This window comes from Halobacillus sp. ACCC02827 (assembly GCF_030291935.1).
GTDB lineage: Bacteria > Bacillota > Bacilli > Bacillales > Halobacillaceae > Halobacillus.
Map to the genome: position 1 here is coordinate 1,779,386 of NZ_CP128168.1, position 24,386 is coordinate 1,803,771.

At 44.4% G+C, this 24,386-nt stretch carries 28 protein-coding genes; 21 read left to right on the plus strand and 7 right to left on the minus strand.

The genetic code is table 11. The features are described from left to right. The first annotated feature begins 33 nt into the window (after positions 1-33). Positions 34-1,068: a zinc-binding dehydrogenase gene (locus tag QRD89_RS09465; RefSeq protein WP_286096782.1), complete on the plus strand. Its 1,035-nt coding sequence runs from the start codon at positions 34-36 to the stop codon at positions 1,066-1,068. A 340-nt stretch (positions 1,069-1,408) separates the two neighbouring features. On the opposite strand, the gene QRD89_RS09470 is transcribed toward QRD89_RS09465, so the two are convergent. After that, positions 1,409-1,600, minus strand: coding sequence for a hypothetical protein (locus QRD89_RS09470; protein ID WP_286096783.1), 192 nt, complete (start codon positions 1,598-1,600; stop codon positions 1,409-1,411). Between the two features lie 317 nt (positions 1,601-1,917). Between QRD89_RS09470 and QRD89_RS09475 the strand changes: the two genes are divergently transcribed. The 3 genes from QRD89_RS09475 to QRD89_RS09485 all read left to right on the plus strand — a co-directional run bounded on the left by QRD89_RS09475 (position 1,918) and on the right by QRD89_RS09485 (position 4,461). Next, positions 1,918-2,826: a methyl-accepting chemotaxis protein gene (locus QRD89_RS09475; RefSeq protein ID WP_286096784.1), complete on the plus strand. Its 909-nt coding sequence runs from the start codon at positions 1,918-1,920 to the stop codon at positions 2,824-2,826. Between the two features lie 210 nt (positions 2,827-3,036). Continuing rightward, entirely contained in the window at positions 3,037-4,146 is a 1,110-nt protein-coding gene (locus QRD89_RS09480; protein WP_286096785.1) for an N-acetylmuramoyl-L-alanine amidase, read from the plus strand. A gap of 81 nt (positions 4,147-4,227) precedes the next feature. Then, positions 4,228-4,461: a hypothetical protein gene (locus QRD89_RS09485; RefSeq protein WP_286096786.1), complete on the plus strand. Its 234-nt coding sequence runs from the start codon at positions 4,228-4,230 to the stop codon at positions 4,459-4,461. Between the two features lie 22 nt (positions 4,462-4,483). Here the strand turns inward: QRD89_RS09485 and lexA are convergent, their stop codons facing one another. Continuing rightward, positions 4,484-5,107, minus strand: a complete 624-nt coding sequence (lexA, locus tag QRD89_RS09490) for a transcriptional repressor LexA (protein WP_286096787.1) — start codon at positions 5,105-5,107, stop codon at positions 4,484-4,486. Positions 5,108-5,398: 291 nt separating this feature from the next. Between lexA and QRD89_RS09495 the strand changes: the two genes are divergently transcribed. The 8 genes from QRD89_RS09495 to QRD89_RS09530 all read left to right on the plus strand — a co-directional run bounded on the left by QRD89_RS09495 (position 5,399) and on the right by QRD89_RS09530 (position 11,333). Beyond that, positions 5,399-6,058: a YneB family resolvase-like protein gene (locus QRD89_RS09495; RefSeq protein WP_026577431.1), complete on the plus strand. Its 660-nt coding sequence runs from the start codon at positions 5,399-5,401 to the stop codon at positions 6,056-6,058. Between the two features lie 101 nt (positions 6,059-6,159). Then, the gene (locus tag QRD89_RS09500; protein ID WP_008640353.1) at positions 6,160-6,393 is read left to right on the plus strand and encodes a DUF896 domain-containing protein; all 234 of its coding nucleotides are present in this window, start codon (positions 6,160-6,162) and stop codon (positions 6,391-6,393) included. A 171-nt stretch (positions 6,394-6,564) separates the two neighbouring features. After that, entirely contained in the window at positions 6,565-8,568 is a 2,004-nt protein-coding gene (tkt, locus tag QRD89_RS09505) for a transketolase (RefSeq protein ID WP_008640352.1), read from the plus strand. 158 nt (positions 8,569-8,726) lie between these two features. Beyond that, a complete protein-coding gene (gene sirA, locus QRD89_RS09510) occupies positions 8,727-9,143 on the plus strand; it encodes a sporulation inhibitor of replication protein SirA (RefSeq protein WP_062513436.1) in 417 nt (138 codons plus the stop codon). A 73-nt stretch (positions 9,144-9,216) separates the two neighbouring features. Further along, entirely contained in the window at positions 9,217-9,441 is a 225-nt protein-coding gene (locus tag QRD89_RS09515; protein WP_008640348.1) for a YneF family protein, read from the plus strand. A gap of 138 nt (positions 9,442-9,579) precedes the next feature. Next, complete coding sequence (locus tag QRD89_RS09520) at positions 9,580-10,284, plus strand: cytochrome c biogenesis CcdA family protein (RefSeq protein ID WP_008640346.1); 705 nt, start codon at positions 9,580-9,582, stop codon at positions 10,282-10,284. A gap of 67 nt (positions 10,285-10,351) precedes the next feature. Further along, positions 10,352-10,801, plus strand: coding sequence for a Na(+)/H(+) antiporter subunit B (locus QRD89_RS09525; protein ID WP_008640345.1), 450 nt, complete (start codon positions 10,352-10,354; stop codon positions 10,799-10,801). A gap of 49 nt (positions 10,802-10,850) precedes the next feature. Then, positions 10,851-11,333 carry a CcdC family protein gene (locus QRD89_RS09530; RefSeq protein ID WP_008640338.1) on the plus strand — a complete coding sequence of 161 codons (483 nt, stop codon included), beginning with the start codon at positions 10,851-10,853 and terminating at the stop codon, positions 11,331-11,333. A gap of 17 nt (positions 11,334-11,350) precedes the next feature. On the opposite strand, the gene QRD89_RS09535 is transcribed toward QRD89_RS09530, so the two are convergent. Then, a complete protein-coding gene (locus QRD89_RS09535) occupies positions 11,351-11,779 on the minus strand; it encodes a DUF2621 domain-containing protein (protein ID WP_008640337.1) in 429 nt (142 codons plus the stop codon). A 285-nt stretch (positions 11,780-12,064) separates the two neighbouring features. On the opposite strand from QRD89_RS09535, the gene acnA reads away from it, so the two are divergent. The 7 genes from acnA to QRD89_RS09570 all read left to right on the plus strand — a co-directional run bounded on the left by acnA (position 12,065) and on the right by QRD89_RS09570 (position 19,149). Continuing rightward, complete coding sequence (acnA, locus tag QRD89_RS09540) at positions 12,065-14,770, plus strand: aconitate hydratase AcnA (protein WP_286096788.1); 2,706 nt, start codon at positions 12,065-12,067, stop codon at positions 14,768-14,770. Positions 14,771-14,898: 128 nt separating this feature from the next. Next, positions 14,899-15,477: a redoxin domain-containing protein gene (locus QRD89_RS09545; RefSeq protein ID WP_008638213.1), complete on the plus strand. Its 579-nt coding sequence runs from the start codon at positions 14,899-14,901 to the stop codon at positions 15,475-15,477. A 51-nt stretch (positions 15,478-15,528) separates the two neighbouring features. Beyond that, on the plus strand, positions 15,529-15,672 hold the full coding sequence (locus tag QRD89_RS09550; protein ID WP_008638210.1) for an FbpB family small basic protein: 144 nt from the start codon (positions 15,529-15,531) through the stop codon (positions 15,670-15,672). Between the two features lie 126 nt (positions 15,673-15,798). After that, positions 15,799-16,023: a small acid-soluble spore protein Tlp gene (tlp, locus tag QRD89_RS09555; protein WP_026577425.1), complete on the plus strand. Its 225-nt coding sequence runs from the start codon at positions 15,799-15,801 to the stop codon at positions 16,021-16,023. A 119-nt stretch (positions 16,024-16,142) separates the two neighbouring features. Further along, complete coding sequence (locus QRD89_RS09560; RefSeq protein WP_062513444.1) at positions 16,143-18,401, plus strand: AAA family ATPase; 2,259 nt, start codon at positions 16,143-16,145, stop codon at positions 18,399-18,401. Between the two features lie 2 nt (positions 18,402-18,403). Further along, on the plus strand, positions 18,404-18,829 hold the full coding sequence (locus tag QRD89_RS09565; RefSeq protein ID WP_026577423.1) for an acyl-CoA thioesterase: 426 nt from the start codon (positions 18,404-18,406) through the stop codon (positions 18,827-18,829). Continuing rightward, positions 18,829-19,149, plus strand: a complete 321-nt coding sequence (locus tag QRD89_RS09570) for a hypothetical protein (RefSeq protein WP_286096789.1) — start codon at positions 18,829-18,831, stop codon at positions 19,147-19,149. The genes QRD89_RS09565 and QRD89_RS09570 overlap by 1 nt, the downstream gene beginning before the upstream one ends. 27 nt (positions 19,150-19,176) lie before the next feature. On the opposite strand, the gene QRD89_RS09575 is transcribed toward QRD89_RS09570, so the two are convergent. The 4 genes from QRD89_RS09575 to plsY form a co-directional block, all read right to left on the minus strand. Beyond that, the gene (locus QRD89_RS09575) at positions 19,177-19,467 is read right to left on the minus strand and encodes a HesB/YadR/YfhF family protein (protein WP_026577421.1); all 291 of its coding nucleotides are present in this window, start codon (positions 19,465-19,467) and stop codon (positions 19,177-19,179) included. A gap of 76 nt (positions 19,468-19,543) precedes the next feature. After that, on the minus strand, positions 19,544-19,774 hold the full coding sequence (yidD, locus tag QRD89_RS09580; RefSeq protein WP_008638194.1) for a membrane protein insertion efficiency factor YidD: 231 nt from the start codon (positions 19,772-19,774) through the stop codon (positions 19,544-19,546). A 12-nt stretch (positions 19,775-19,786) separates the two neighbouring features. Beyond that, complete coding sequence (folE2, locus tag QRD89_RS09585; protein WP_039871546.1) at positions 19,787-20,719, minus strand: GTP cyclohydrolase FolE2; 933 nt, start codon at positions 20,717-20,719, stop codon at positions 19,787-19,789. A gap of 154 nt (positions 20,720-20,873) precedes the next feature. After that, complete coding sequence (plsY, locus tag QRD89_RS09590; protein WP_008638189.1) at positions 20,874-21,455, minus strand: glycerol-3-phosphate 1-O-acyltransferase PlsY; 582 nt, start codon at positions 21,453-21,455, stop codon at positions 20,874-20,876. A 350-nt stretch (positions 21,456-21,805) separates the two neighbouring features. Here plsY and QRD89_RS09595 point away from each other — a divergent pair, with 350 nt between their 5' ends. Both QRD89_RS09595 and QRD89_RS09600 read left to right on the plus strand, forming a co-directional pair. Next, positions 21,806-22,861, plus strand: coding sequence for an ABC transporter ATP-binding protein (locus QRD89_RS09595; RefSeq protein WP_286096790.1), 1,056 nt, complete (start codon positions 21,806-21,808; stop codon positions 22,859-22,861). Then, entirely contained in the window at positions 22,858-24,384 is a 1,527-nt protein-coding gene (locus QRD89_RS09600; protein ID WP_286096791.1) for an ABC transporter permease/substrate-binding protein, read from the plus strand. The genes QRD89_RS09595 and QRD89_RS09600 overlap by 4 nt, the downstream gene beginning before the upstream one ends. The last annotated feature ends 2 nt before the right edge of the window (positions 24,385-24,386 follow it).

Sequence of the window (24,386 nt, forward strand, 5' to 3'; positions counted from 1 at the left end):
ATTCGCAACTTAGCATCAGGAAGGGGAGCTTAGATGAAAGCTGTACAAGTGACCGGTTACGGAGACATTGACAAGTTAGAAGTTGTGGAGAAGCCCATTCCACAACCTAAAGAAAATGAAGTTCTAGTTAAGGTAAAGGCCTGCGCGATTAATAATACAGAAATTTGGATGAGAGAAGGGGCATACGGAACAGGCTCAAAATCAGGCTGGCGGCCAGAGGGAGTTCAATTCCCTAGAATTCCGGGATCCGATATCGCTGGGACCGTTATTGATAAAGGCAATGGTGTAAAAGATGATATGGTAGGGAAGGATGTTGTTCTATTCCCGTTTACTTCAAGCGGGGAAGAAGGGACGGAGCATGTATCTGAAGATATGTCCTTTATTGGATCCGAATATGACGGCGGTTATGCGGAGTATGTCGTGTGGCCATCTGAGTTATGTTTTGATATGCCTCTCTCAAACTACACAGAGAGCGCTGTTTTTTCAGTCAGTGGTATGACTGCTTGGCATATGGTTGAACAAATTCAACCACACCCCGGAAGTACGGTTATGGTAACGGGGGCAAATGGCGGGGTAGGATCTCTAAACGTACAAATCGCTTCTAAAGTATTTGGTGCAAACGTTATAGCAATTGTTGGGGACATGGCTTTAGAGGAAAAGTTGAAGGATTTGGGGGCAACTCATGTACTATCTTATAAATTAGATCAATTAGCCGATGAAATTATGAACATTAATGGCGGTCCTGTTGATTCTGTTTTAGACGTGGTGGGCGATGCACTGTTCTTCACTTCCCTCCAAGTATTGAAAAAAGGCGGGAAATTTTGTACATCCGGCTCTGCGGGTGGTCAAAAGACAGAACTTGATTTTAGAACCATGTACTTAAAACACATCACCCTGTATGGCTCTGTTTTAGGTACAAGAGCAGAATTCAAACAAATGTTAAAAGAAATTTCAAAAGGAAGAATTAAGCCCGTAATTGATCGTACATTTCCTCTGGAAAAAGCGAGGGAAGCCCAGGCTTATTTTAAAGAATCAGGAAAATTGGGGAAAATTGTATTACTCCCATAGTAATAAATTGTTGGGGCAAGTTATTTGAGACGGAAATAATCAAGAAGCAAGGGCAGGGATACTAAAGATCAACAAATGAATCCTTTTTGACTTCAAATTCAAGTATAAAGATTCGCCAAGATAGGCAGTCATACATCTTATTAATCACCTTGGAGATATGAGAATAAAACCAGCTGTTCATGCATACAACCATAATTTCCGTTCTCTTAAAAAACAACGGTATTATACTATGATCATTGTTGTGCGCCGTTTTGGTATGATTGGTTGCCTTCACAACCCCCTGGGCTCTGGGTTCCGGGGGGTTTATGCTTAAGCTTGATTGGTGAGCAAGAATGACCACTTAACAGTCTTTAATTAATCTTACAATCAAATCTTCGTACGTATCCACTTGAGCCTGTAATTTTTCGTTTTTCTGCTTTAATTCTCTTATACGACGAAGCATTTCATCCATTAACTTGAGTTGTTCATTATCCGCATGATCATTATCGATATCATCATACAAACAAATTAACTTATCCATCAACTTTTCCAATTTACCACTCCTTAATACCTAAATATGAATATAATTATACGGTATAAAATGAGTAACTTCCTTCAAAAACATTTTGTTTAACTTTTCTGAATACTGCGAATGGCATTAAACTCTTATTATATCAGTTCTTATATATAAAAGACATGCCTGCAAATAAAGAATTCATATGCTGGTTTTTCACCTTATAAATGCCAGGTAGAGGCCTTAAATGAAAAGCATACGAGTGGAAAAAATGTACCCGGGGTGGTTTTCAACATTTTAATTAGGGTAAAAGTACCTATGCGTAATGGAAAATAAATAAAAATAAGGGGAATGAAATGGTTAGTAAAACAGGTAGAGATGTCATGGAAAACCGTTTGTTTCAATCCATCAACGATAATTTGGCGATGATATATTTCACAACCGATCGCAAGGTACGCTACGTGAATGATCGGTTTGCAAAGACATTGGGTTATACATCCAACGAGGAAGTTATAGGGAAAGATCATAAGGAGTTCTGTTTCCGGGATTTTTCTGAAAGCGGAGAGTATCTGCTTTTTTGGGAAAATTTAAAAACGGGGAGGAGTTTCCAGGATAAAATTCTTAGAAAGAACAGACGCGGAGCAGAAATTTGGCTGGAAGCGACCTATATGCCTGTTTGGGAGAATGGAGTAGTCAGTGGAATATTAAAAGTTGCTACAGATATTTCAGAGCGCCAGCAGGGACTTCAGGACCTTGTAGGCAGGTTGAAGGATATGTCTTACACATTAAATGAAAAGGCGGTCCAAGGATTAGCCTTTCAGAATGATTTAAGTGACAGAGTAGATCAGATTTCTTCGATATCTTCTGAAAACACGGAAACTCTTGGGGAGCTTGGTATTCAAACAACTAAGATCCAGGGAGTGGTTAAGACCATTCGTGATATTGCTTCTCAGACAAACTTGTTGTCATTAAACGCCGCAATTGAAGCTGCGCGTGCGGGAGAGCACGGGAGAGGATTCGATGTCGTTGCAAAAGAAGTGCGCAAATTATCGAATAAAGTGGATAAGTCGATCAGCGAAGTGAATGAAAATGTAGAAAGCATCACTAATGAAATAGAAAACATCACAAAGGGAACGGTAAAGATACAAAAAGATGTAGAGGCAGCACTAACACAAATTAAGTCCGCTAGTGAGATTTATCAAGAGCTTGTTGGAGACGGAGAAGAGCTGGGAGAAAGGGCCGAACATTTGCAGAAGATTATATAGATAGAAAGAAGGAGTGCCCGTGGAGAGAACGGAGCGCTTCTTTTGTATGATAATGGCTTTTTCTATGGGATAGAGGCGGATATCTGTGCCCTTTGTTATGGCAGGATGGAACCAACGGACAAGAATATGCATACCCTTGTTACATAGATGTAGTTACTATGGACCATCTATTGGTTCTGGTAAATTTATAGAATAGTAAAGGAGAGCATCATGGCAAGATTAGTCTATCCAAGTGGAAGCTGGAATGGCAGGTTAGTGGCTTTGGATGATGGACATGGAATGGGGACTCCAGGAAAGCGGACTCCTTACATCCCGGAACTGGGGCGTCAGATCAAGGAGAATGAATTTAATAGGAAAGTTGTCGCTTATCTATCAGATATTCTCTTGTTTCACGGATTCCGTGTTTTGTTGGTTGCACCAACCGATGCAGATACGCCTCTTACGACAAGAACAAATGAGGCCAACCGATACAAAGCAGATATCTACGTATCGGTGCACTACAATGCATTTGATGGTTCTTTCGGGGGATCAGATCCCAGTGGAATCGAAGTATATGTCTATCCCGGTTCTTTAAATGGGTCTGCGGGTAGGTTGGCATCACTTGTCGGCAAATATTTACGAAGAGGCACACAACAGAATTGGCGCGGTGTTAAAGAAGGCAATTTTCATGTGTTGCGAGAAACAGATATGCCTGCAATTCTAACCGAAAACGGCTATATGGATAACAGGCGCGAGGCTTTATTAATGATTAATGAAGCTTTTCAACAAGAAGTAGCGAAAGAACATGCGCAGGGAATCTGTGAGTACTTTGGTGTTGCTTTCAAAGGAATCGGTGAGACGATTGACACAAACTACCTTTCTCTTGGGGATACGGGTGAAGCGGTGCGTTTACTGCAGAATAACCTCTTGAAATTGGGTTATTCAATGGGAGGATACGGGGCAGATGGTTCCTTCGGTCCGGCTACAGAGGCCGCTGTCAAAGCTTTTCAACGAGACCAGCGGTTAACGGTGGATGGTTTTTATGGTCCGAATACACAGAGAGCCATGGAAGAAGCCTTAAAAAAATTGGAGGATGATGAAATGGAAGAAGTAGCAGTTGTTATCAATTCATTTGCCGATTTCCCGGCTGTGGAAACACTCGCCATACGGGAAAATGCAATGATTGCGTTAAGGCGTACGGCAGAGAGGCGCCAAGTGGCTAAAAAGATAATCGTTGCAGGTGGAGGAACTACAGGACTGAAAGGTTCTAATTTCGTTGATTTATCAGGAGCGACCCGTCTCGAGACGGCTCGGAAAATTGAAAATTATTTAAAGCGATGAACCAGCCCAGTATTTCCCGGTATACTTCCCGAATACTTGCTCCTATAATATAAGAACAAACGTTCTTGCAGGAGTGATAACATGCGTCAACTTTTAAATCGTTCCATGACGGAGCATATGCCTTTGGAAATCATTTACCTTGCACGTGATCAATCCATTACTCAGCGATTTATCAGAGTCATCAGGATGGATGAGACCTGTTTAGTGGCGTATTGTTATACACGGAAGCAGGTAAGGACGTTCAGATGGGATGGAATTCTTTCGGTAGGTGTCGTATATAAAAATAAAGGATTAGAAGAAAGAAGCGGGGCTTAAAATAGCCGCCGCTTCTTTTATTTTAATGTACTGTCCGGTATAAACCGACAACTCGACCTAAAATGGATACATCACTAAGAATGATCGGTTCCATTGTCGCATTTTCCGGCTGAAGCCTGATGTGGTTCTTTTCTTTGAAGAAGCGTTTCACCGTAGCTTCTTCTTCCTCTGTCATAGCGACGACAATGTCACCGTTCTGAGCTGTCTGCTGCTGTCTGACTACTACCATATCTCCGTCCAGGATTCCTGCTTCTATCATACTCTCTCCCTGTACGATGAGCACAAATGTGTTGTCGTCCGTTCCTGCAAGCGTATCCGGGAGTGGAACGTACTCTTCAATATTTTCGACAGCGGTGATGGGAGACCCTGCTGTGACCTTACCGATCACAGGGGCATAGGCGACCTCGCTTCTGGGAATACTGTGATCCTCTTCTAATTCAATAACTTCAATTGCCCGCGGTTTCGTAGGGTCCCGACGGATAAAGCCTTTTTTCTCAAGCCTTGATAAGTGTCCGTGCACAGTCGAGCTGGAAGCAAGACCCACAGACTGTCCGATTTCCCTAACGGATGGTGGATACCCTTTTAACACTACCTGTTCTTTTATGAAATCTAGTATTTCTTGCTGCCGCTTGGAAAGTTTATTCATAGATTAGCACCTCGTACATAGGATTATAGTAACCACATTGTACCATGGAGGGCAAAAAAACACAAACAAGCGTTCGAAAAAAGTCGTTGACAGGAACGTACATTCGTATATAATTAAAAATATCAAATGCGAACACAGGTTCTTAGGAACGTTCGTTCTTAATATGGAGGGGTTCACATGTTCAATAAACTATCCAAACTGGACGTCACGTACATCATTTTGTTTGTTGTCAGCTTCGCTTTTCTCTATTATTCTATGGTAACGAGCGGATAAGAGAGGGGTTTATTGTAGATGAAGGTTGTTTTGTACTGCCGCGTCAGCACGGAAAAAGAGGCGCAGATCTCATCGTTAAAACGCCAGAGGGCGGAATTGACTGCCATGGCAGAAAATCACGGGTTGGAAATTGTCGATTGCATTGAAGAACAGGCAAGCGGCTACGAAATAGAAAGAGAAGGTATTTTTTCTGTTTTGGAGTACCTTTCTTCAAGACAGGCAGATGCATTGCTGATTCAGGATGAGACGAGGCTCGGAAGAGGGAATACGAAGATAGCCCTTTTCCATCAGCTTAACAGGCTTGGGGTTAAGGTTTATTCCCTTACTCATGAAGGCGAACTTCAGATTTCCGAGTCGGATTCTATGGTGCTTCAGATCGTTGGGATTGTGGAGGAGTATCAGCGGAAAATCCACAATATGAAAATACGAAGAGGAATGAAGAAAGCTGTAGCAGAAGGATATGACCCTTCTGAAAATTTATCCAACAGACACATGGCTCCGGGCCGTGAACGACTCCATTTTCCAATTGAAGAGGTTGTGCGACTTCGCAATAATGATTTGACATTTAAAGATATCGCAGCGACGCTTCGAGGACTGGGATATGACGTTTCTAAAGCGACCGTACATAGAAGGTATAAAGAATACCTATCGCTTGAAAAGGAGACGGAAGAACTGTAATATAAATAGACGATAGACAAGGGTCTGAAGGCTGCTTGTCTTTTTCCGTTTTATGTACCATCGTCTGCTTATCGATCACTAATAAAAAGGAGCAGGATCATATGTTATCCCAAGAGAAAATCAAGCGAATTAATGAGTTGGCCAATAAATCCAAGCAGGTGGATTTGACAGATTCCGAAAAAGCAGAGCAGAAAACGCTCAGACAGGAATACTTGAAAAACGCCCGCAAATCGTTTAAGAACCAATTGAAAGGTGTAACGGTTGTAGATCCAGAAGGAAACGACGTGACACCGGCAAAATTGAAACAGATGCAGAAGAATGAGAAGAAAAATTAACTTCCTCCGCACGCTTAGCCATAAAGCGTGCGGCTTCTTTGTTTAATTTTGCTTATTCAGGGAAAATTAGAACGGTCACGGTTTTATTGAGTCCTGGCGCTTGTCTCAAATGTAATTTCATTATAGGATAATACATGGTACATATGCCTTAACAGAAAGGGGAATGTTTACATGGCTAACAGCCTTGAACAAACATCAATCAATACTATTCGTACTTTATCTATCGATGCAGTAGAAAAAGCTAATTCCGGCCACCCTGGAATGCCTATGGGAGCAGCTCCAATGGCTTACACACTTTGGACGAAGTTTATGGATCACAATCCTAAGAACTCTCAATGGTTCGACCGTGACCGCTTTGTCCTATCCGCTGGACACGGGTCCATGCTTCTTTACAGCATGCTTCACCTGTCTGGTTATGACGTATCCATCGAGGATTTGAAGTCCTTCCGTCAGTGGGATTCTAAAACTCCTGGTCACCCTGAATACGGCCACACTGACGGAGTCGAAGCTACAACTGGTCCTCTAGGTCAAGGGCTTGCAATGGCGACCGGTATGGCAATGGCAGAAGCACACCTTGCTGCTAAGTACAACCGCGGTGATTACAATGTTGTCGATCACTATACCTTCTCCATTTGCGGAGATGGCGACCTTATGGAGGGCGTTTCTCAGGAATCTGCTTCCCTTGCAGGTCACTTAGGTCTTGGGAAATTGATCGTGCTTTATGATTCCAACGACATCTCTCTTGATGGAGATCTGGATCGTTCCTTCAGCGAAAGCGTAGAGAAACGCTACGAAGCTTACGGTTGGGAAGTCATCCGTGTTGAAGATGGAACCGATACCGAAGAAATTGCAGCAGCAATTGAAAAAGCAAAAGCGAATAAAGAGCAGCCTACTATGATTGAAGTGAAAACCGTCATTGGATTCGGTTCACCGAACAAATCCGGTAAGTCCGCTTCTCACGGCGCGCCACTTGGTGCTGAGGAAACAACAGCTACGAAAGAATTCTACAAGTGGGAGCATGAGCCGTTCCACGTACCGGATGAAGTTTATCAAGACTTCAAAGAGAAAATTCAAGACAATGGTCAAGCGAAAGAGCAGGAATGGAACGAGCTGATGAAGCAGTATAAAGAAGCGTATCCAGAGCTTGCCGAAGAATTGGAAACGGCGATCGCTGGTCAGCTTCCGGAAGGCTGGGACAAAGAGCTTCCTTCTTATACAGTAGGAGAAGACAGCCCGGCTACACGTGCGGCATCCGGTGATGCGATCAATGCATTATCCAAAACAGTTCCTTCTTTATTCGGTGGTAGTGCCGACCTTGCAGGATCAAATAAAACAGCAGTCAAAGAAGAAGAAGATTTCACACGTGAAAACTATGCCGGAAGAAACATCTGGTTCGGTGTACGTGAATTCGCTATGGCGGCTGCTATGAACGGAATTGCCCTCCACGGAGGTCTCAAGATCTATGGCGGTACGTTCTTTGTGTTCAGTGATTACCTGCGTCCGGCCGTTCGTTTATCTGCTTTGATGAACCTGCCGGTAAACTACGTCCTTACTCATGACTCTGTAGCAGTAGGAGAAGATGGACCTACTCACGAGCCTGTGGAGCAGCTTGCTTCTCTTCGTGCGATGCCTAATCTTGCAGTCCTTCGTCCTGCAGATGGAAACGAAACGAATGCTGCATGGAAGATTGCGATGGAGTCTGAAACGATGCCTACAGCACTCGTATTGACTCGTCAAGGCCTTCCTACACTTGAAGGAACGGAAGAGAAAGCATATGAAGGTATGAAGCGAGGAGCTTATATCCTTAGTGATTCTGACAAAGAAGAGCCTGATGCAATTCTTCTCGCTTCCGGATCGGAAGTTCAGCTGATCGTAGAAGCGCAGAAAGAATTGAAGACAAAAGGATTCGATGTCCGCGTAGTAAGCGTACCGTCCTTTACTCACTTCGAAGCTCAGTCTAAGGAATACAAAGAAGAAATTCTTCCTTCAAACGTTCGCAAACGTCTTGCTGTCGAAATGGGAGCATCCTTTGGTTGGGACCGTTATGTTGGTCTGGACGGCTCTATTATCGGTATCGACAAGTTCGGCGCTTCCGCACCTGGAGATACGGTAATCAAGAACTACGGTTTCACTGTAGAAAATGTTGTGAAACATGCGGAGAACCTTATGAAATAAATAACAGGGAGAGCTTCCGCCTTCGGAAGCTCTCTTCTTTCCTGTTTTACATAATGTAAATCAGCGTCATTTTGACAAAATAACCATGCCTGTCCTTTCATATTATGACAGCATATCCCTCCTGCGCCCTCTATAATAAGCACAAGGAGAGGATAGCGATGCAGTTTATCATTTTTTCCGTGAAAAGAGAGGTTATGGAAAAGTATTACCATAGAGCAGAAGTGCTCAGGCAGTTCTTCCTTGAATGTGTGGAGGAGTATGAGCCGGTTATTCATTACAAGCAGTTGTCTTACATAGTCGATTCTTTTCCATTCTGTGATTTTCCCCTTGCGGAAGGGTCTTTGGAGAAGAAAACGGCCGATTTGTGTCGTCCTTTTTTCGAATTACCGAGCGGCTATGATATAATAAGAAGTAAGAACTATTGTTGTCTCTATTACAGTGAGAGCCTTTGGCAGGCAGAGAGCTCTGTTTTCCACCCGTTAAGGAATACGGATCATTCTTTCTTTATTATCGAATTGTCCGGTCAATATTATGGATGGATTGCCCCGCTGCCTTCTGCCAGACTCTTCTCTTAAAACGGCTATTGTATTCTCATAGACGTTTTACTATACTGTTATGGGAGACAATTCGAAGGAGGAAGACGAAAACATGACACTGGGGATCGTATGGGTTATCATCATAGCCTTGTTGACTCTTGTCGGTGGTGTAGCCCTGGGCTTCTTCATCGCAAGAAGGTACATGATGAACTATTTAAAGAAAAACCCGCCAATTAACGAACAGATGTTACGTACACTGATGATGCAGATGGGCCAGAAGCCTTCACAGAAGAAGATCAATCAGATGATGCGTTCCATGAACAACCAAATGAAATAATGAATCGAGCCTTCTACCGGACGTCTGGGAGAAGGCTCTATCTATGTAAACTTCCATAGATGTTCACACACTTTCGTCGTTTTTCCGATTTTTATTTGATACAATGGTAGGCGACGCAGAAACAAGGGGGGTGGGCCAATGACAGAAGTCAATGTATTTCTCGCTTTTGGTGCAGGATTTTTATCGTTTATCTCTCCGTGTGTGTTTCCTTTGTATCCAGCTTTTCTTTCCTACATAACCGGGATGAGCGTTCATGAATTAAAGGAAGATAACGGGATGTTGAAAAGGCGCAGCCTGTTGCACACGGTACTGTTTTTGCTTGGGTTTACCACCATTTTTCTGATTCTTGGATTTTCAGGGAGTTTTATTGGTCAGTTTCTCATTCAAAATGAATCCGTGATCCGTCGCTTAGGAGCAATTCTTATCATTTTCTTTGGTTTCGTCATTATCGGCGTCTTTAATTTTCGTTTTTTAATGAAGGATCGCAAAATAGCGTTCAAGAACCGTCCTTCCGGGTATGCGGGAAGCTTTTTAATTGGTTTAGCCTTTTCGCTGGGATGGACGCCCTGTACGGGGCCGATTCTTGCCGGTGTTTTGTCGCTCGCAGCTGACTCTCCGGACTTGTTTTTAGTCATGATGGTTGCCTATTCCCTCGGTTTCTCCATCCCATTTCTCCTGCTGTCTTTCTTTGTCGGCAAACTGGGTTGGATTAAACGACACAGTGCGGGAATCGTAAAGGCAGGCGGATATGTAATGATAGCGGTAGGGATTGCGCTCTATTTTAACTGGATGACGAAGCTTACTTCCTACCTTGCCGGCTTCTTCGGATTCCAAGGTTTCTGATCATGGATTTTCTGCTGTTTTTGTATTATCATGAAAGTACTTGAATAAAAGACAAAGGAGCATTCGTATGACTCGAACGAACGACATCATTCTAAGAACCACAACAACATTGATCGCCTTCATACTGCTCGGCTTTTCCGTGTATCTATTCTTTGCGGGCCACAATAAGCCTGGGGGAGGATTCATCGGTGGTCTGATGACTTCTGCTGCTATCGTCCTTATGTATATGGCTTATGGCATACGTGCCATGGAAAAGATACTACCGGTCAATTTCCGTTACGTCATTCCTGTTGGATTGATTATCGCCCTTGCTACAGGGGCAGGTTCTTTTCTTTTCAATGTACCTTTTCTCAGCCATACAGACGCTTATTTTCATCTGCCGATCTTAGGGGAAACACACTTGGCTACGGCTATCCTCTTTGACTTAGGTGTTTACTTGGCCGTTGTAGGGGTGACGATGACAATCATTTTAACCATCGCCAACGACAGGGAAGAAGCGGAAGAAGCATTGGATTAATTCGTTTACCAGCGCAGTCGGGGACGAAATAAAGAAAGTGTGAATCGGTATGTTCTGGTTAATTGCAAGTACGGTTGCGGCTGCTGGTATGGCTGTTGCCATGATATTTGTCCGACTCCGGGCTTCCAAGCAGCCGGCCAGCATTAAAAAAATTATTCTGCCGCCCTTTTTTATGAGCACCGGGGCGCTTATGTTTGTATTTCCTGTATTTCGGGTGGAGTGGGCACAGGTAGCAGAAGCGCTTTTGATCGGGATGTTGTTCTCTGTTTTCCTGATCCGCTCCTCCAAGTTCGAAATAAGGGGAGATCAGATTTTTTTAGTACCCTCGAAAGCCTTTGCATTCATTCTTTTCGGGCTTCTAATTGTCCGAATCATTTTCAAACTGGTTGTCGGACAGCATATCCCTCTCGGGGAAACAAGCGGTATGTTCTTCCTTCTCGCTTTTGGAATGATCTTCACGTGGAGGCTCGCCATGCTCAGGCAGTATCTGCAGTTGGAGAAAAAACTGGATAGAGGAAAGGACCTGGCATAAAATGCCGGGTCCTTTTTTTATGGTTCCAATAAGGTTTGATAAGGGCGGATGTCGATTTCTTTTTCCTTCAGTTTCTTGACGAGAAATTTATGGTCCCTTTTTGGAGTTGCCAGTATATACCCTTCAATCAAAATGTCCTGAGTTATTTTCTTTTTTTTCTTCTGTATAGCAATTTCCCCAATTCTTCCTGCTATCTTCTGGCGTGCAACGTCACGAAACAATTCTGGAACGGGGGAGACAAGCTCCTCCAGCAGCAACTTATGTTCATCACTCCACATGTGTCTTGTCTCGTCAACATAGTACTCCTCCCAGTCAATAGCTGACTTTCCGTCTTCTTTCGGCATTCTTTTCAGAAATTTGCGGAACATGAAAAAACCGCCGATACTCATAAGTCCGACCATGACTACGATCCACCCGATAATAAATAAAGCGAATCCACCTGACATTTGATCACCTGTTTCAATTTATTGGTAGGTATCGATGACTATATTATAAAAGTTCAGACATCTAATTACAATAGCGCTCCCGAAGGGTCTTTGGTTATAAAATTTGTCGAATTCAGAAAAATTTGCGTTTATTCATTTTACTTATAAATCGTTTTCATTTACAATAAAGATTGCAGATTTGTGAATCTATTACAAATATAGGTCACAAATATACAAATTTGGGGAATGGAGAAGCCGGTCGAACGGTGACACCATTTGAATATTGATGAGGGGGTAACAAGGAACATGGCTAGCAATGCTTTTAATGCTCGCAAACAATTTGACCTTAATGGCAAAACGTACAACTATTATGACTTGAAAGCCTTAGAAGAAGCGGGACACGGTAAGATTTCCCGTCTACCTTTCTCGATCCGTATCCTACTTGAATCTCTGCTTCGTCAACACGACGGACGCGTAATCGCTGATGCACACGTAGAGAGTCTTGCGCATTGGGGAACTGAAAAATCAAAAGGGGAAGACGTACCATTCAAACCTTCCCGTGTAATTCTGCAGGACTTCACCGGAGTACCGGCAGTCGTTGACCTCGCCTCTTTGAGAAAAGCGATGGTGGACATGGGTGGCAGCCCGGATAAAATCAACCCGGAAGTACCTGTCGATCTTGTAATTGATCACTCTGTACAAGTCGATAAGTATGGTACTGCTGATTCCTTGAATGTAAACATGGAACTTGAATTTGAACGTAATGAAGAACGCTACGAATTCCTTCACTGGGCACAGAAGGCATTTGATAATTACCGTGCTGTTCCACCTGCAACAGGAATTGTACACCAGGTTAACCTTGAATACATCGCAAACGTTGTCCACGCTCTTGAGAACGAGGACGGTACTTATGATACTTACCCGGATACACTTGTCGGAACCGACTCACATACGACGATGATCAATGGTCTTGGAGTACTAGGATGGGGTGTCGGAGGAATCGAAGCAGAAGCCGGGATGCTCGGACAACCTTCTTATTTCCCTGCTCCGGAAGTAATTGGTGTGAAACTGAACGGCAGCTTCCCACAAGGAACAACGGCTACTGACCTTGCACTGAAAGTCACTCAGAAGCTTCGTGAACAGAACGTCGTTGGTAAATTTGTTGAATTCTTCGGACCTGGTCTTCAGGAAATGCCGCTGGCTGATCGTGCGACGATCTCCAACATGGCTCCTGAATATGGTGCGACATGTGGATTCTTTCCTGTAGATGGAGAAGCGTTGGAATACCTTCGTTTGACCGGCCGCAGCGAAGAGCAGATCCAAATCGTTGAAGAATACTGCAAGAAGAACAATCTTTGGTACGATCCATCCCTTGAAGATCCGGAATTCACTTCATTGGTTGAAATCGATCTCGGAGATTTGGAGCCGAACCTTTCCGGACCGAAGCGTCCACAAGATTTGATTCCACTTTCCAAAATGAAGGAATCTTTTGAGCAGGCGATCACTGGTCCATCCGGAAACCACGGTTTCGGGTTGGATAAGTCCGAATTTGATAAGAAAGCAGAGATCAAGTTCGAAAATGGCGATACGTCAACAATGAAGACAGGTGCTATTGCGATTGCTGCTATTACATCCTGTACGAACACGTCCAACCCACACGTTATGCTGGGGGCTGGATTAGTAGCTAAAAAAGCCGTAGAAAAGGGTCTGGAAGTTCCGGATTACGTGAAGACTTCTCTTGCACCCGGTTCGAAGGTAGTAACGCGTTATCTGGATGATTCCGGATTAATGCAGTATTTGAACCAGCTTGGATTTAACCTTGTCGGTTACGGATGTACGACATGTATCGGTAACTCTGGTCCACTTCTTCCGGAAATCGAAAAAGCGATTGCGGACAGTGATTTGACGGTTTCCTCCGTTCTTTCCGGTAACCGTAACTTTGAAGGACGTATCCACCCGCTTGTAAAAGCGAACTACCTGGCATCACCACCGCTTGTTGTCGCTTATGCACTTGCAGGTACGGTTGATATCGATCTTAAGAATGATCCGATCGGTAAGGATAAAGATGGTAAAGACGTCTATTTCAACGACATCTGGCCGTCTCAGGAAGAAATCAAAGCAGAGATTTCCCGTGTCGTAACGCCGGAAATATTCCGTAAAGAGTACGAGAACGTGTTTAATTCCAACGAAAAGTGGAATGAAATCGATACGACGGACGAACCACTGTATGATTGGAACGATAACTCCACATATATTCAGAATCCGCCGTTCTTCGAAGGTCTATCAAGTGAACCTGAAACGGTTAAACCGGTAACGGGTATGCGTGTGATCGGAAGGTTTGGCGACTCGGTAACGACCGACCACATTTCTCCGGCCGGTGCTATTCCTAAAGACATGCCTGCCGGCGAGTACCTGCAGGAAAATGGCGTAAGCCCTAGAAACTTTAACTCATACGGATCCCGTCGTGGTAACCACGAAGTAATGATGCGCGGAACGTTCGCAAACATTCGTATTCGTAATGAACTTGCTCCTGGAACAGAGGGAGGTTTCACAACTTACTGGCCTACAGAAGAAGTGATGCCGATCTACACAGCAGCTATGAAGTATCAGCAGGACGAAACGCCGTTGATGGTCCTTGCTGGAAACGACTATGGTATGGGCAGCTCCCGTGACTGGGCGGCTAAAGGTACAGACCTTCTGGGGATCAGAACGGTCCTTGCAGAAAGTTTTGAAAGAATCCACCGTTCCAACCTTGTCATGATGGGTGTACTTCCGCTTCAGTTCCAACCAGAAGATTCTATTGAGTCTCTCGGTCTGTCCGGACGTGAAACGTTCGATGTAGAAGTGGGTGAAAGTGTCAAACCGCGCGATCTTGTCAAAGTGACAGCGACCGATGAGGAAGGCAACAAGAAAGAATTTGAAGTAATTGCCCGCTTTGACAGCGAAGTGGAAGTGGATTACTACCGTCACGGTGGTATTCTGCAAATGGTTCTACGAAATAAATTGAGCTGATCCAATGTAAGAAGATCGTCCTTTGGGCGGTCTTCTTCTTTCATATAAAATAGGGACTAGAAGGAATAAAAGAATTCCGTTATTCTTATACATAGAAGTAAATGAGTTTCGGACGGGGGCAGGATATAATGAAGCAATGGCTGGCTTTGGCTTTTCTCCTTGTACTTTTCGCCATGGTTGTCCTTCCCGGTTTTGGAGGGGAAGATGAGAAAACGGGTGAGAGGGATACAGAAGAAAAGCAGGGGGCAGGGATGGTGGCTCCGAATGCGCCGGACGGCTTAGAGGTGGGGGAGGCAGCTCCTGATTTCACCGTGGAGACAGTAACGGGAGAGACCGTCCGTCTAAGCGATTACAGGGGAAAGAAAGTGTTTCTTAACTATTGGACGACCTGGTGTCCCCCATGCCGGGAAGAAATGCCCGAAATGCAAAAGTTCTATGAAGCCTTTTCTGATGAAGTGGAGATCCTTGCCGTAAACGGTACCGGCACCGAAGACGGAGGAATAAGTATGGTGAGAGATTTTATCAGCAGCGGGGAATATACATTTCCTGTTCTTCTGGATGAACAGCTCGAAATAAATGAGACATATCAGATCTTAGCTATTCCGACCACTTATTTCATAGGTACAGATGGAATTATCCAAAAAGAGCGGAGAACAGGCCCGATGACTTATGAATTTATGGTGAAGATGAAAGATGCGTTAAATTAGGAATATTTTTATTGTTTAAGGGAAATACTGCTTATTAAAGGAGAGATTCCCATGAGAAGACATAAACCCATATCCCTGGAAGAACGGATTAAAGAAAACATTCGCTCTATTCAGGCAGATGAGAAATTAATGGCACAGATCGATGAACGGATAGAGAAACGCCACCGAGATCGAATGAAACAAATCCCGTCTTAAACTGGGATTTGTTTTTTTTTTTGAATTCCTTCATAAAGTGCCGGACGAAGGGGAAAAGTAATCGTTGACCACTGGATGGTTCATTCTTTTTAGGAGGTTCATGAGATGTCTCATAAACAACAGCATATGTCGAATCAAAAGCCAAACCCGGATCATCGGGCTGATAATGTGGAGCGGTTACAGAATCAGGTGCAGAACACGATAGAGAACATAGAAGCGTCAAATGATGTATTAGCCTACGCGACCGAGGAAGAGCGCCAGGACATCGAGAAGAAAAATAAACATCGAAACCAATCTCTTCAGGCTATGAGGGAAGAAATGAAAGATGAATCCAGGCATCAGCAATATTGATGGTAAGCCGTCCTTGTCAGGGACGGCTTTTCATTTCTCGACTTTAAGCGGTGTTCGTCTACATAATTCGTTGTCTGTGATAAAATGAAAGGCGTTGATAGAAAAGGAAGTGATTGGACATGTTAGATAAGTTAAGGCAATGGTCGGATATAGAGGACCAGCCGCCGATTTCTGAAACGGAAGCATTGCGATATTTAAATGAAAACGAATTACAGGATAAAGAGCTGCAGGCCCTGTTGTATGCGGCACTTGCATATCACCGGATTCAAAGACACGATGGAAAGGATGCGCTTGCCGAGCAGTTTATCGATGAGGCAAGAGTCATGGAGGGAAACCATCCGCTTATCCATGATCTATATGAATCCCAACTGCTGCTGCACGCTTATAAGTTATTAAGGGATACGCCGTTTGAACAATGGTCCCTTCATGAGACAGATCATGATTCTGCAAAGGCGAAAAAGGCAAGAGTTATATATGAGGATATTAAAGAACTACGGGAAACGTGGGATGGGGATCTTGCTGAGAAGACCATTTTGAATGCATCCACTCGTATGAAAATTTACCAGGAAGTCTATCAGGAATTGACAGACCTTGAAACGATGCTGGAGGATGCAATCGCGTCTATAGAGAACCGAAGAATACGGCTCCCTGTCAAAGACATCAATCAGCGAATGCGACGTTTATCCGACGTTCAGGATGAGCTTTTCAAGCGTTTGCCTGATTTTTTGACAGGTGGTGTGTATGGAAGTCCATTAGAAGCTTTCGACAGGATGGTGGGTTTGAAGGATGTAAAGACATACATTCGCAGGTACTACCATTTTCTTAAATATCAGCAAAGAAGGAAAAGCTTTGGTTTTTCCATGGTCGACGAACCGGGTCTGCACATGATTATTACTGGTAATCCAGGAACAGGAAAAACCACGATGGCACGCCTGCTCGCTGATATTTATCATGAACTGGGGATTCTTGAAACGAAAGAGGTAGTGGAAGTAAACCGCTCCCATTTAGTAGGATCTTACGTTGGACAAAGTGAAGAGAACACGATGAATTATGTGAAACAAGCCATCGGAGGAGTGCTTTTTATTGATGAGGCCTATACACTCCGCAGGGAAGGACAGACAGGAAACGACTACGGTCAAGCCGTTATTGATACGCTCGTCTCTGCTATGACAAGCAAAGAATATGGTGGGAAGTTTGCGGTGATTCTTGCTGGTTATCCGGAGGAAATGCGGCAATTCCTATGGTCCAATCCCGGATTACGCAGTAGATTTCCGGAACAGAATCAAATGGAGCTGCCGGATTATCAGATGGACGAACTCATCACGATTGCCGAAGAAACCGCGCTAGATAACGATTTCTTTTTCACAGAAGCAGCTCGAAATGAATTTGTCTCTTTAATTGAAAGAGAGAGGGTCGATGATTCGTTCGGGAATGCACGGACGGTGAAAAATCTCGTTTTGAAAACCGTTTTCCAAAAAGGTGCGAAAGAAGCGGAGAGAGACAAGCACCACTGGCTTGATCATATGAGAATTGACTTGGATGATTTGGATGTAGAGGAATCTTCTGATACCAGCGAACATTCCCCGATGAAGCGCCTTGATTCCTTAATTGGACTTCACAATGTCAAAGAGGAAGTGCGTAAGCTTTCTTCCTTCGTACAAGCGCAGCAAAAACGGAAAGAACAAGGATACCCGGTTGTACCGATTCAGCTACATTCCGTCTTTTCTGGTAACCCGGGAACAGGAAAAACGACGGTGGCTGATATTTATGCAGGGGTCCTTAAAGAATGCGGCTTACTTAAGCGCGGCCACATGGTCGTCGTTTCGAGAAGTGATCTGGTAGCAGGTTATGTCGGGCAAACCGCTATAAAAACGAAGCGTAAGATCAGAGAAGCTCTCGGAGGCGTACTGTTTATCGATGAAGCCTATTCCTTATATAATGGTGGGCGTGACGAATTCGGAAAAGAAGCAATCGAGACACTCGTCGACGAAATGACGAAGCACAATGAAAACTTAGTGGTCATTTTAGCAGGGTATGAGAAGGAAATGGAACAATTGGTTGACAGCAACCCAGGGTTATCATCCCGATTCAAAAAGTATTTCCGTTTTCCTGATTACGCGGAACAGGAACTGCTGCAGATGACACACTATCAATCGGCTCAATACGGCTATCATTTCAATGAATGGACGGAGTCATTTCTTCTTGAGAAGTTCACCGATCATTCTATTCAGGGGAATGGAAGATTTATTCACAATCTAGTCAACGAAGCCATCCAGTTTCAGGCCATCAGGATTCTGGAAGTGGAAGAAGCGGATATGAATGTATTAGAGCTTAATGATTTTGAGAAAGCTTGGAATATGGTACGGAGGGAGTCGTAACGATGAAAATAGTAGAAACGCCGATACAGGTAAGGTATCAGGAAACAGATATGATGGGGGTTGTCTATCATGCAAACTACCTTGTGTGGTTTGAAATCGGCAGGACGAGTTTCATCGAGGGGATCGGTTTCAATTACGCGGAAATAGAGAAGCAAGGAGTCGTTTCTCCTGTCATCGATGCGAATATCAGCTTTAAGAATCCAGTCCGCTACGGAGATGATGTCAAAGTGCGCACATGGATAGCTGCCTACGACGGTCTTCGCGTATCCTATGGCTATGAAGTGGTGCATGCAGACGGGACCCTTGCCGTTTCCGGTGAAACCAAGCACGTTATCGTAAAGAGTGAAAATTTCCGTCCCGTTTCCATCCGGCGTCGTTTTCCCGACTGGCACGACGCATACGTAAATGCAATGGAGCCGTCCTCCTGATGGCTTTCGGAGTGAAGCGTGAAGAATTGATGGAATGGAAGCGCCGTGTCAAAAACGGGGAAATCGCTTTTCTGACACATTTTTGGCTTGATGATCGCTTTCCGGGATGCGATACAGTAACGAAAGTCGGATGTGCAGATATTCAGAAACTGGAGGAGTGGGGCAAGGTACATGGCCTTGACAGCAAATGGATTCACCGTGACCCCCGTTTTCCTCACTTCGACCTTTTCGGGGATCGTCAGTTTGATATCCTCTCTAAGGAAGGATATGGGGAGCACATTCGCAGATTTCGTTTGAAAAAGCAGAAGGAACGCCCTTAAACCAAAAATAAGACGCCATAAGGCGTCTTATTTTTGGTATTCGAAGGAAGGTTCCTTCCATTTTTCATCTAGTTCCACAAGGAGGGAATGGCCGTCGAAATACCATTCATCATCCGCTTCAATGAAAAAGTGAATCGTTCCTGTATCCGTTTGAGCAATTGGATCGACGGGTTCTGACAGGCTGATGGCTAAAGAAAAACCCGGCTGCAGGCCTCCGACACCGCCGTACCGGACATAGAAACGGAGGTGTCCTTCTTCCTCTATGTCAAGCTCGTCTTTGTACCATTTTGCTGCTTCCTCAGTTACTGTTAAATTCATGATTTCATCTCCTGTTCGTTCAGATGGTCTAATAGTGCTGTATCCTGTGTTTCATCTGTTCAAACCTGTTTCTGCATTATTTAAGGCTGCGTTTTTTATCTGGAACAGGATCGAATCCCCCTTTGTGAAAGGGGTGGCATTTCGAGATGCGTCTTACAGTGAGGTAAAAACCTTTAAAGAATCCAAACCGGCGAAAGGCTTCAAGTCCGTATTCGGAACATGTCGGTTGAAATCGGCATGTCGGCGGGAAGAATGGACTGATGCCCTTCCGGTAAAACTGGATCAATGCAATCATTATGTGTTTCATCGCTTGCGAACCTTAGTTTTGTTCCTGTTTCTTATCATAAGTCACCGTTGCTACTGCATCGTGCAGGTGGATGGATTCTTCATTACGACAGGAAACTTTAAATGCCTCCACAAAGTCGTACTCATACAAATCTGCTGCAACTAGACGTACGATATCCTCGACGAAACGAGGGTTTTCATAAGCCTGCTCCGTCACCATTTTCTCATCCGGACGCTTGAGGACCGGATGAATACGTGCACTGGCATTGCTTTCCGCCGCTTCTAAAAGGGCAGCTTTCCAATCTAAGTCCTGCTCATCGTAATCATCGGTTAATTTCACTTCCATCGTGACATTCCCACGCTGGTTATGCGCACTGTATTCACTAATTTCCTTGGAGCAAGGGCATAATGTTGTGATTTTCCCTGTCAATGCAACTGTTATATCATGACCTGTCTCCCCATCATATTCTACCCGTATGGTTGCATCCGCATGGTTCATGCCTGCAAGATCGGAATAAGGTCCTTTCCGTTCAAAAAACCAAGGGAAGGTTACTTCTACTTCTGCGTCTTTTTGTTTCAGGCGTTCCGCAAGTTCCTCTGTGAACTGCTTCAATGTAGCTATATCGACGGCGAAGCCTTCGTTATGATACTTGTCGAGCTGCTCTGTGAAGCGGCTCATATTTGTTCCTTTACTGCCTTTTTCAATCGAAGAACCGAAAGAAAAAGTACCGATGGTTGTTTGGATCTGAGGTGTGAGGTCGCTCGGAATCCGAATCGGATGCTTTACATTCGAAATCCCGACCATATCGATATCAAATAAGAAATCTTTTCTTGAGTTTTGCAGATCGGCCATTTTATCTTTTTCCATAGGCTTTGTGCGCGGTCCCGGTGCTACGGATCCGAAAAGCTTATGGCGCTCTTCTTTAGAAGGAAGTTGTTTGTTTGTATTAAGCTCTGTCTTGTTCATGACAATGACTCCTTTCAGACCTTCAATATATGTGAAAGTATACAATATGTACTTCTAAATATACAACGGAATGCTTGCAGGATGTGCACTATCCTTTAGGGTATGCTATAAAATAAAGCCTATCCCGGAAAGGATAAGCTTCCTTCATGGATATTCACATCCAGGTAATTTTCGGTTCGGTCTTGTCGATGATCCGTTTAATGTTGGATCGGTGCCGATAAATGACGAAAACCGTAAATAATCCAATGATTATACTCAAACCGAAATCTTTGGTGAGAACGGCTGCAATAATGCCGATAACTCCGCTGATCATCGATGACAGGGAGACATATTTACTGATATACAAAAGGATGAAGAAAGATAAGACCAAAATCAGAAATACGAGCGGGTTCACGCCTAAGATGACACCGGCAGATGTAGCGACCGCTTTTCCTCCTTTGAAACCTGCAAAGACAGGATACATATGTCCAATGACTGCAAATATACCTATGACAAGAGGAATGACGTCAGCACCGGCGAAGAAAGGGATTGCTGCAGCCAAGGTTCCTTTCAGAATATCTGATATTGTAACGATGAGGCCAGCTTTCATGCCAAGTACCCGAAACGTATTCGTTCCTCCGAGGTTTCCGCTTCCATGCTCACGGATGTCTGTACCGTAGCCGATTTTTCCAACAATCAGGCCGGAAGGGATCGAGCCTAAAATATAGGCGAGAACTATATATAGAGCATACTCCATGGCGTTCATCTCCTTTCATAGTAATAGTTTATCATGTGTCGTCCAGTTAAAGAACTGTCTGTCCAAATACTTTTTTCCTGCTGCGAGGGCAAAGGAAAAGGCTGTTGGTCCAATTTTCCGCATTTCTATTATGTACTGATTAAAGGGAGCGAGGTTCGCTCCGACGACTCTTTATTATACCAATTGAACGGTTCATTACAAGTTTTTTTTGGAGCAGTTCTTAGATAAATGGATAGGGGAAACGAACATGGGGGGATTTGACAGACCAAACTTTCCGCTGAAGGTTTATCCATATAGGAAAATGGATATATAAATATGATGCCAGCTAACTTGTTTACAGGAGGAAAACGATGATTACGTTTAAAGATGTGACAAAAACCTATCCGGACGGAACCACGGCGTTAAAAGACGTTAATTTTGACGTTCGCGAAGGAGAACTTCTCGCCCTCATCGGGCCGAGCGGATGCGGAAAAACGACGACGATGAAAATGATCAATCGTCTCATTGAACCGACGGAAGGATTAATAGAGATACATAACAAGGATATTAAAGAGTACAACATTCATGAACTGCGCTGGAACATCGGTTATGTCCTGCAGGAAATCGCTCTGTTTCCACATATGACCATCGAAGAGAATATTGCCGTTGTACCCGAGATGAAAAAATGGAAGAAAAAGGATCTATCGGCCCGTATCGATGAGCTGATGCATATGGTCGGACTGGACCCTGATAAACACAGGAAGCGTAAGCCGAGTGAATTGTCCGGTGGTCAGCAGCAAAGGGTCGGTGTCATACGTGCTCTCGCTGCCGATCCTGAAATCATTTTGATGGACGAACCGTTCAGTGCTCTCGATCCGATCAGCAGAGAGCAGCTTCAAAAGGATATACGTTCGCTTCAGCAGGAGATTAAGAAGACGATTGTTTTCGTTACCCATGATATGGATGAGGCACTGGCACTCGGGGATCGGATCTGCTTGATGAAAGAAGGGGAAATCGTCCAACTGGACACCCCGCAAAACCTTGTCCTTAACCCGGTGAACAGCTTTGTGGAGGATTTCATCGGCTCAAGAAAAACACCGTGGCAGACGGCGGTCGACGTCATTATGGAACAATCCGACGATGCTGTTTATTCTGTGGACGATTACGAGAGCGGCCGTGTACCGACTCATGGAATGTTTCATCTTCGCAAGTCCGATGGTACGAACGGCGGAGCAGTCATGGATGGACGCCGGGAGGTTGTTCCGGAACTGGATAATGGGATGGTCTTGAAAGATGCAGTTGTCCTGTTTGAGAAGCACAAATATGACAGCCTGCCTGTCGTTCGCGGCAATAAGCTGATCGGAACACTGTCCTATAAAGATATCGTTCTCTTTCTCAAAAGCCAGTCGAAGGAGGAAGAGGTATGAATCAATTCATCGAAGTGTTCAGCCAGAGACAGGACATTCTGCTTGAGAAGATATGGGAACATCTGCAAATCTCCATTATATCACTCGTCATTGCTACGTTGATTTCTGTCCCTCTCGGTTTACTGTTGACGCGCAAACAGAAAATTGCAGAACCGATCATCGGACTTACGGCAGTCCTGCAAACGATCCCTAGCCTTGCGGTCCTGGCTTTTCTTATTCCGCTGTTCGGGATCGGCCAGACACCGGCTGTTATTGCTTTGACCGCCTACGGACTACTTCCGATCCTGCGTAACACGTACACAGGTATCAAAGGGGTCGATCCTGCTTTGAAAGAAGCGGCTACAGGTATGGGCATGTCCTCTTTCCGAAGGTTGTCTAAAGTGGAACTGCCTTTGGCGATGCCGATCATTATGGCAGGAATAAGGACGTCTATGGTCCTGATCGTAGGGACGACGACCATTGCAGCATTAATCGGAGCAGGCGGGCTCGGTGATCTAATTCTGCTTGGGCTCGACCGAGGCGGCGATGCCAATCTCATTCTTCTTGGTGCGATACCTGCGGCGCTGCTTGCCATCCTTCTCGATTTGATTTTGCGTTTATTTGAACGAACATCAGCGAAGTCCGGGTTCCGGTCTTTGATCAGTTTATTGGTAATCGCTGCACTTATCGCTGTGGGGCCGCTCGCATTCGGAGGTAAAGGGAAAGATGACCTTGTTCTCGGTGCCAAGCTTGGATCGGAGCCTGCTATCCTTATTAATATGTATAAGCTTTTGATAGAAGACGAGACCGACCTCCAAGTCGGCTTGCAGGCTAATTTAGGGAAAACGGACCTGGTCTTCAGTGCACTCGAGGAAGGAAGTATTGATATCTATCCGGAGTTCACCGGAACAGCCATTGTATCCCTCCTTGATGAAGAGGCAGAAAGCAACGATAAGAAGGAAGTCTACATGCAGGCAAAGCGTGGGATGGCAGAAACGTACGATATGGCTTATTTGGAGCCGATGGCATTTAATAATACGTACACGGTTGCCACCACGGAGGAAATAGCAGAACGCTACAACCTGGAAACCATGGAAGATTTAAAAGCTGTGGAAGATCAGCTGACTGCAGGTTTCACCTTGGAATTTAACGACCGACAAGACGGCTATCAAGGGATGAAAGAGCTGTACGGGCTCGATCTTGCCGAAGTGAGGACCATGGATCCCGGTCTCCGTCAAGGTGCTATATCGAGCGGAGATGTGGATATCATTGACGCTTATGCCACGGATAGTTATATGGTAGAATTAAACCTAAAAGTGTTGGAGGATACGAAGAACCTTTTCCCGCCTTATCAAGGTGCACCATTGATGAAGCAGGAAACACTGGAAGAGTATCCGGAGCTTGAGGAAATCCTGAATCAGTTGTCAGGAAAGATCTCCGATGAAGAAATGAGAGAAATGAACTATCAGGTAGATTATGAAGACCGTTCCCCGGCTGATGTTGCAAGCGAATATTTGGTTGAGGAAGGTTTAATCGAAGAATAGGA

Excerpts from the sequence above, each read along its gene's own strand:
- QRD89_RS09465 (WP_286096782.1), top strand. The coding sequence starts at position 34 with ATGAAAGCTGTACAAGTGACCGGTTACGGAGACATTGACAAGTTAGAA.
- QRD89_RS09475 (WP_286096784.1), top strand. The coding sequence starts at position 1,918 with ATGGTTAGTAAAACAGGTAGAGATGTCATGGAAAACCGTTTGTTTCAA.
- QRD89_RS09480 (WP_286096785.1), top strand. The coding sequence starts at position 3,037 with ATGGCAAGATTAGTCTATCCAAGTGGAAGCTGGAATGGCAGGTTAGTG.
- QRD89_RS09485 (WP_286096786.1), top strand. The coding sequence starts at position 4,228 with ATGCGTCAACTTTTAAATCGTTCCATGACGGAGCATATGCCTTTGGAA.
- lexA (WP_286096787.1), bottom strand. The coding sequence starts at position 5,107 with ATGAATAAACTTTCCAAGCGGCAGCAAGAAATACTAGATTTCATAAAA.
- QRD89_RS09495 (WP_026577431.1), top strand. The coding sequence starts at position 5,399 with ATGAAGGTTGTTTTGTACTGCCGCGTCAGCACGGAAAAAGAGGCGCAG.
- QRD89_RS09500 (WP_008640353.1), top strand. The coding sequence starts at position 6,160 with ATGTTATCCCAAGAGAAAATCAAGCGAATTAATGAGTTGGCCAATAAA.
- tkt (WP_008640352.1), top strand. The coding sequence starts at position 6,565 with ATGGCTAACAGCCTTGAACAAACATCAATCAATACTATTCGTACTTTA.
- sirA (WP_062513436.1), top strand. The coding sequence starts at position 8,727 with ATGCAGTTTATCATTTTTTCCGTGAAAAGAGAGGTTATGGAAAAGTAT.
- QRD89_RS09515 (WP_008640348.1), top strand. The coding sequence starts at position 9,217 with ATGACACTGGGGATCGTATGGGTTATCATCATAGCCTTGTTGACTCTT.
- QRD89_RS09520 (WP_008640346.1), top strand. The coding sequence starts at position 9,580 with ATGACAGAAGTCAATGTATTTCTCGCTTTTGGTGCAGGATTTTTATCG.
- QRD89_RS09525 (WP_008640345.1), top strand. The coding sequence starts at position 10,352 with ATGACTCGAACGAACGACATCATTCTAAGAACCACAACAACATTGATC.
- QRD89_RS09530 (WP_008640338.1), top strand. The coding sequence starts at position 10,851 with ATGTTCTGGTTAATTGCAAGTACGGTTGCGGCTGCTGGTATGGCTGTT.
- QRD89_RS09535 (WP_008640337.1), bottom strand. The coding sequence starts at position 11,779 with ATGTCAGGTGGATTCGCTTTATTTATTATCGGGTGGATCGTAGTCATG.
- acnA (WP_286096788.1), top strand. The coding sequence starts at position 12,065 with ATGGCTAGCAATGCTTTTAATGCTCGCAAACAATTTGACCTTAATGGC.
- QRD89_RS09545 (WP_008638213.1), top strand. The coding sequence starts at position 14,899 with ATGAAGCAATGGCTGGCTTTGGCTTTTCTCCTTGTACTTTTCGCCATG.
- QRD89_RS09550 (WP_008638210.1), top strand. The coding sequence starts at position 15,529 with ATGAGAAGACATAAACCCATATCCCTGGAAGAACGGATTAAAGAAAAC.
- tlp (WP_026577425.1), top strand. The coding sequence starts at position 15,799 with ATGTCGAATCAAAAGCCAAACCCGGATCATCGGGCTGATAATGTGGAG.
- QRD89_RS09560 (WP_062513444.1), top strand. The coding sequence starts at position 16,143 with ATGTTAGATAAGTTAAGGCAATGGTCGGATATAGAGGACCAGCCGCCG.
- QRD89_RS09565 (WP_026577423.1), top strand. The coding sequence starts at position 18,404 with ATGAAAATAGTAGAAACGCCGATACAGGTAAGGTATCAGGAAACAGAT.
- QRD89_RS09570 (WP_286096789.1), top strand. The coding sequence starts at position 18,829 with ATGGCTTTCGGAGTGAAGCGTGAAGAATTGATGGAATGGAAGCGCCGT.
- QRD89_RS09575 (WP_026577421.1), bottom strand. The coding sequence starts at position 19,467 with ATGAATTTAACAGTAACTGAGGAAGCAGCAAAATGGTACAAAGACGAG.
- yidD (WP_008638194.1), bottom strand. The coding sequence starts at position 19,774 with ATGAAACACATAATGATTGCATTGATCCAGTTTTACCGGAAGGGCATC.
- folE2 (WP_039871546.1), bottom strand. The coding sequence starts at position 20,719 with ATGAACAAGACAGAGCTTAATACAAACAAACAACTTCCTTCTAAAGAA.
- plsY (WP_008638189.1), bottom strand. The coding sequence starts at position 21,455 with ATGGAGTATGCTCTATATATAGTTCTCGCCTATATTTTAGGCTCGATC.
- QRD89_RS09595 (WP_286096790.1), top strand. The coding sequence starts at position 21,806 with ATGATTACGTTTAAAGATGTGACAAAAACCTATCCGGACGGAACCACG.
- QRD89_RS09600 (WP_286096791.1), top strand. The coding sequence starts at position 22,858 with ATGAATCAATTCATCGAAGTGTTCAGCCAGAGACAGGACATTCTGCTT.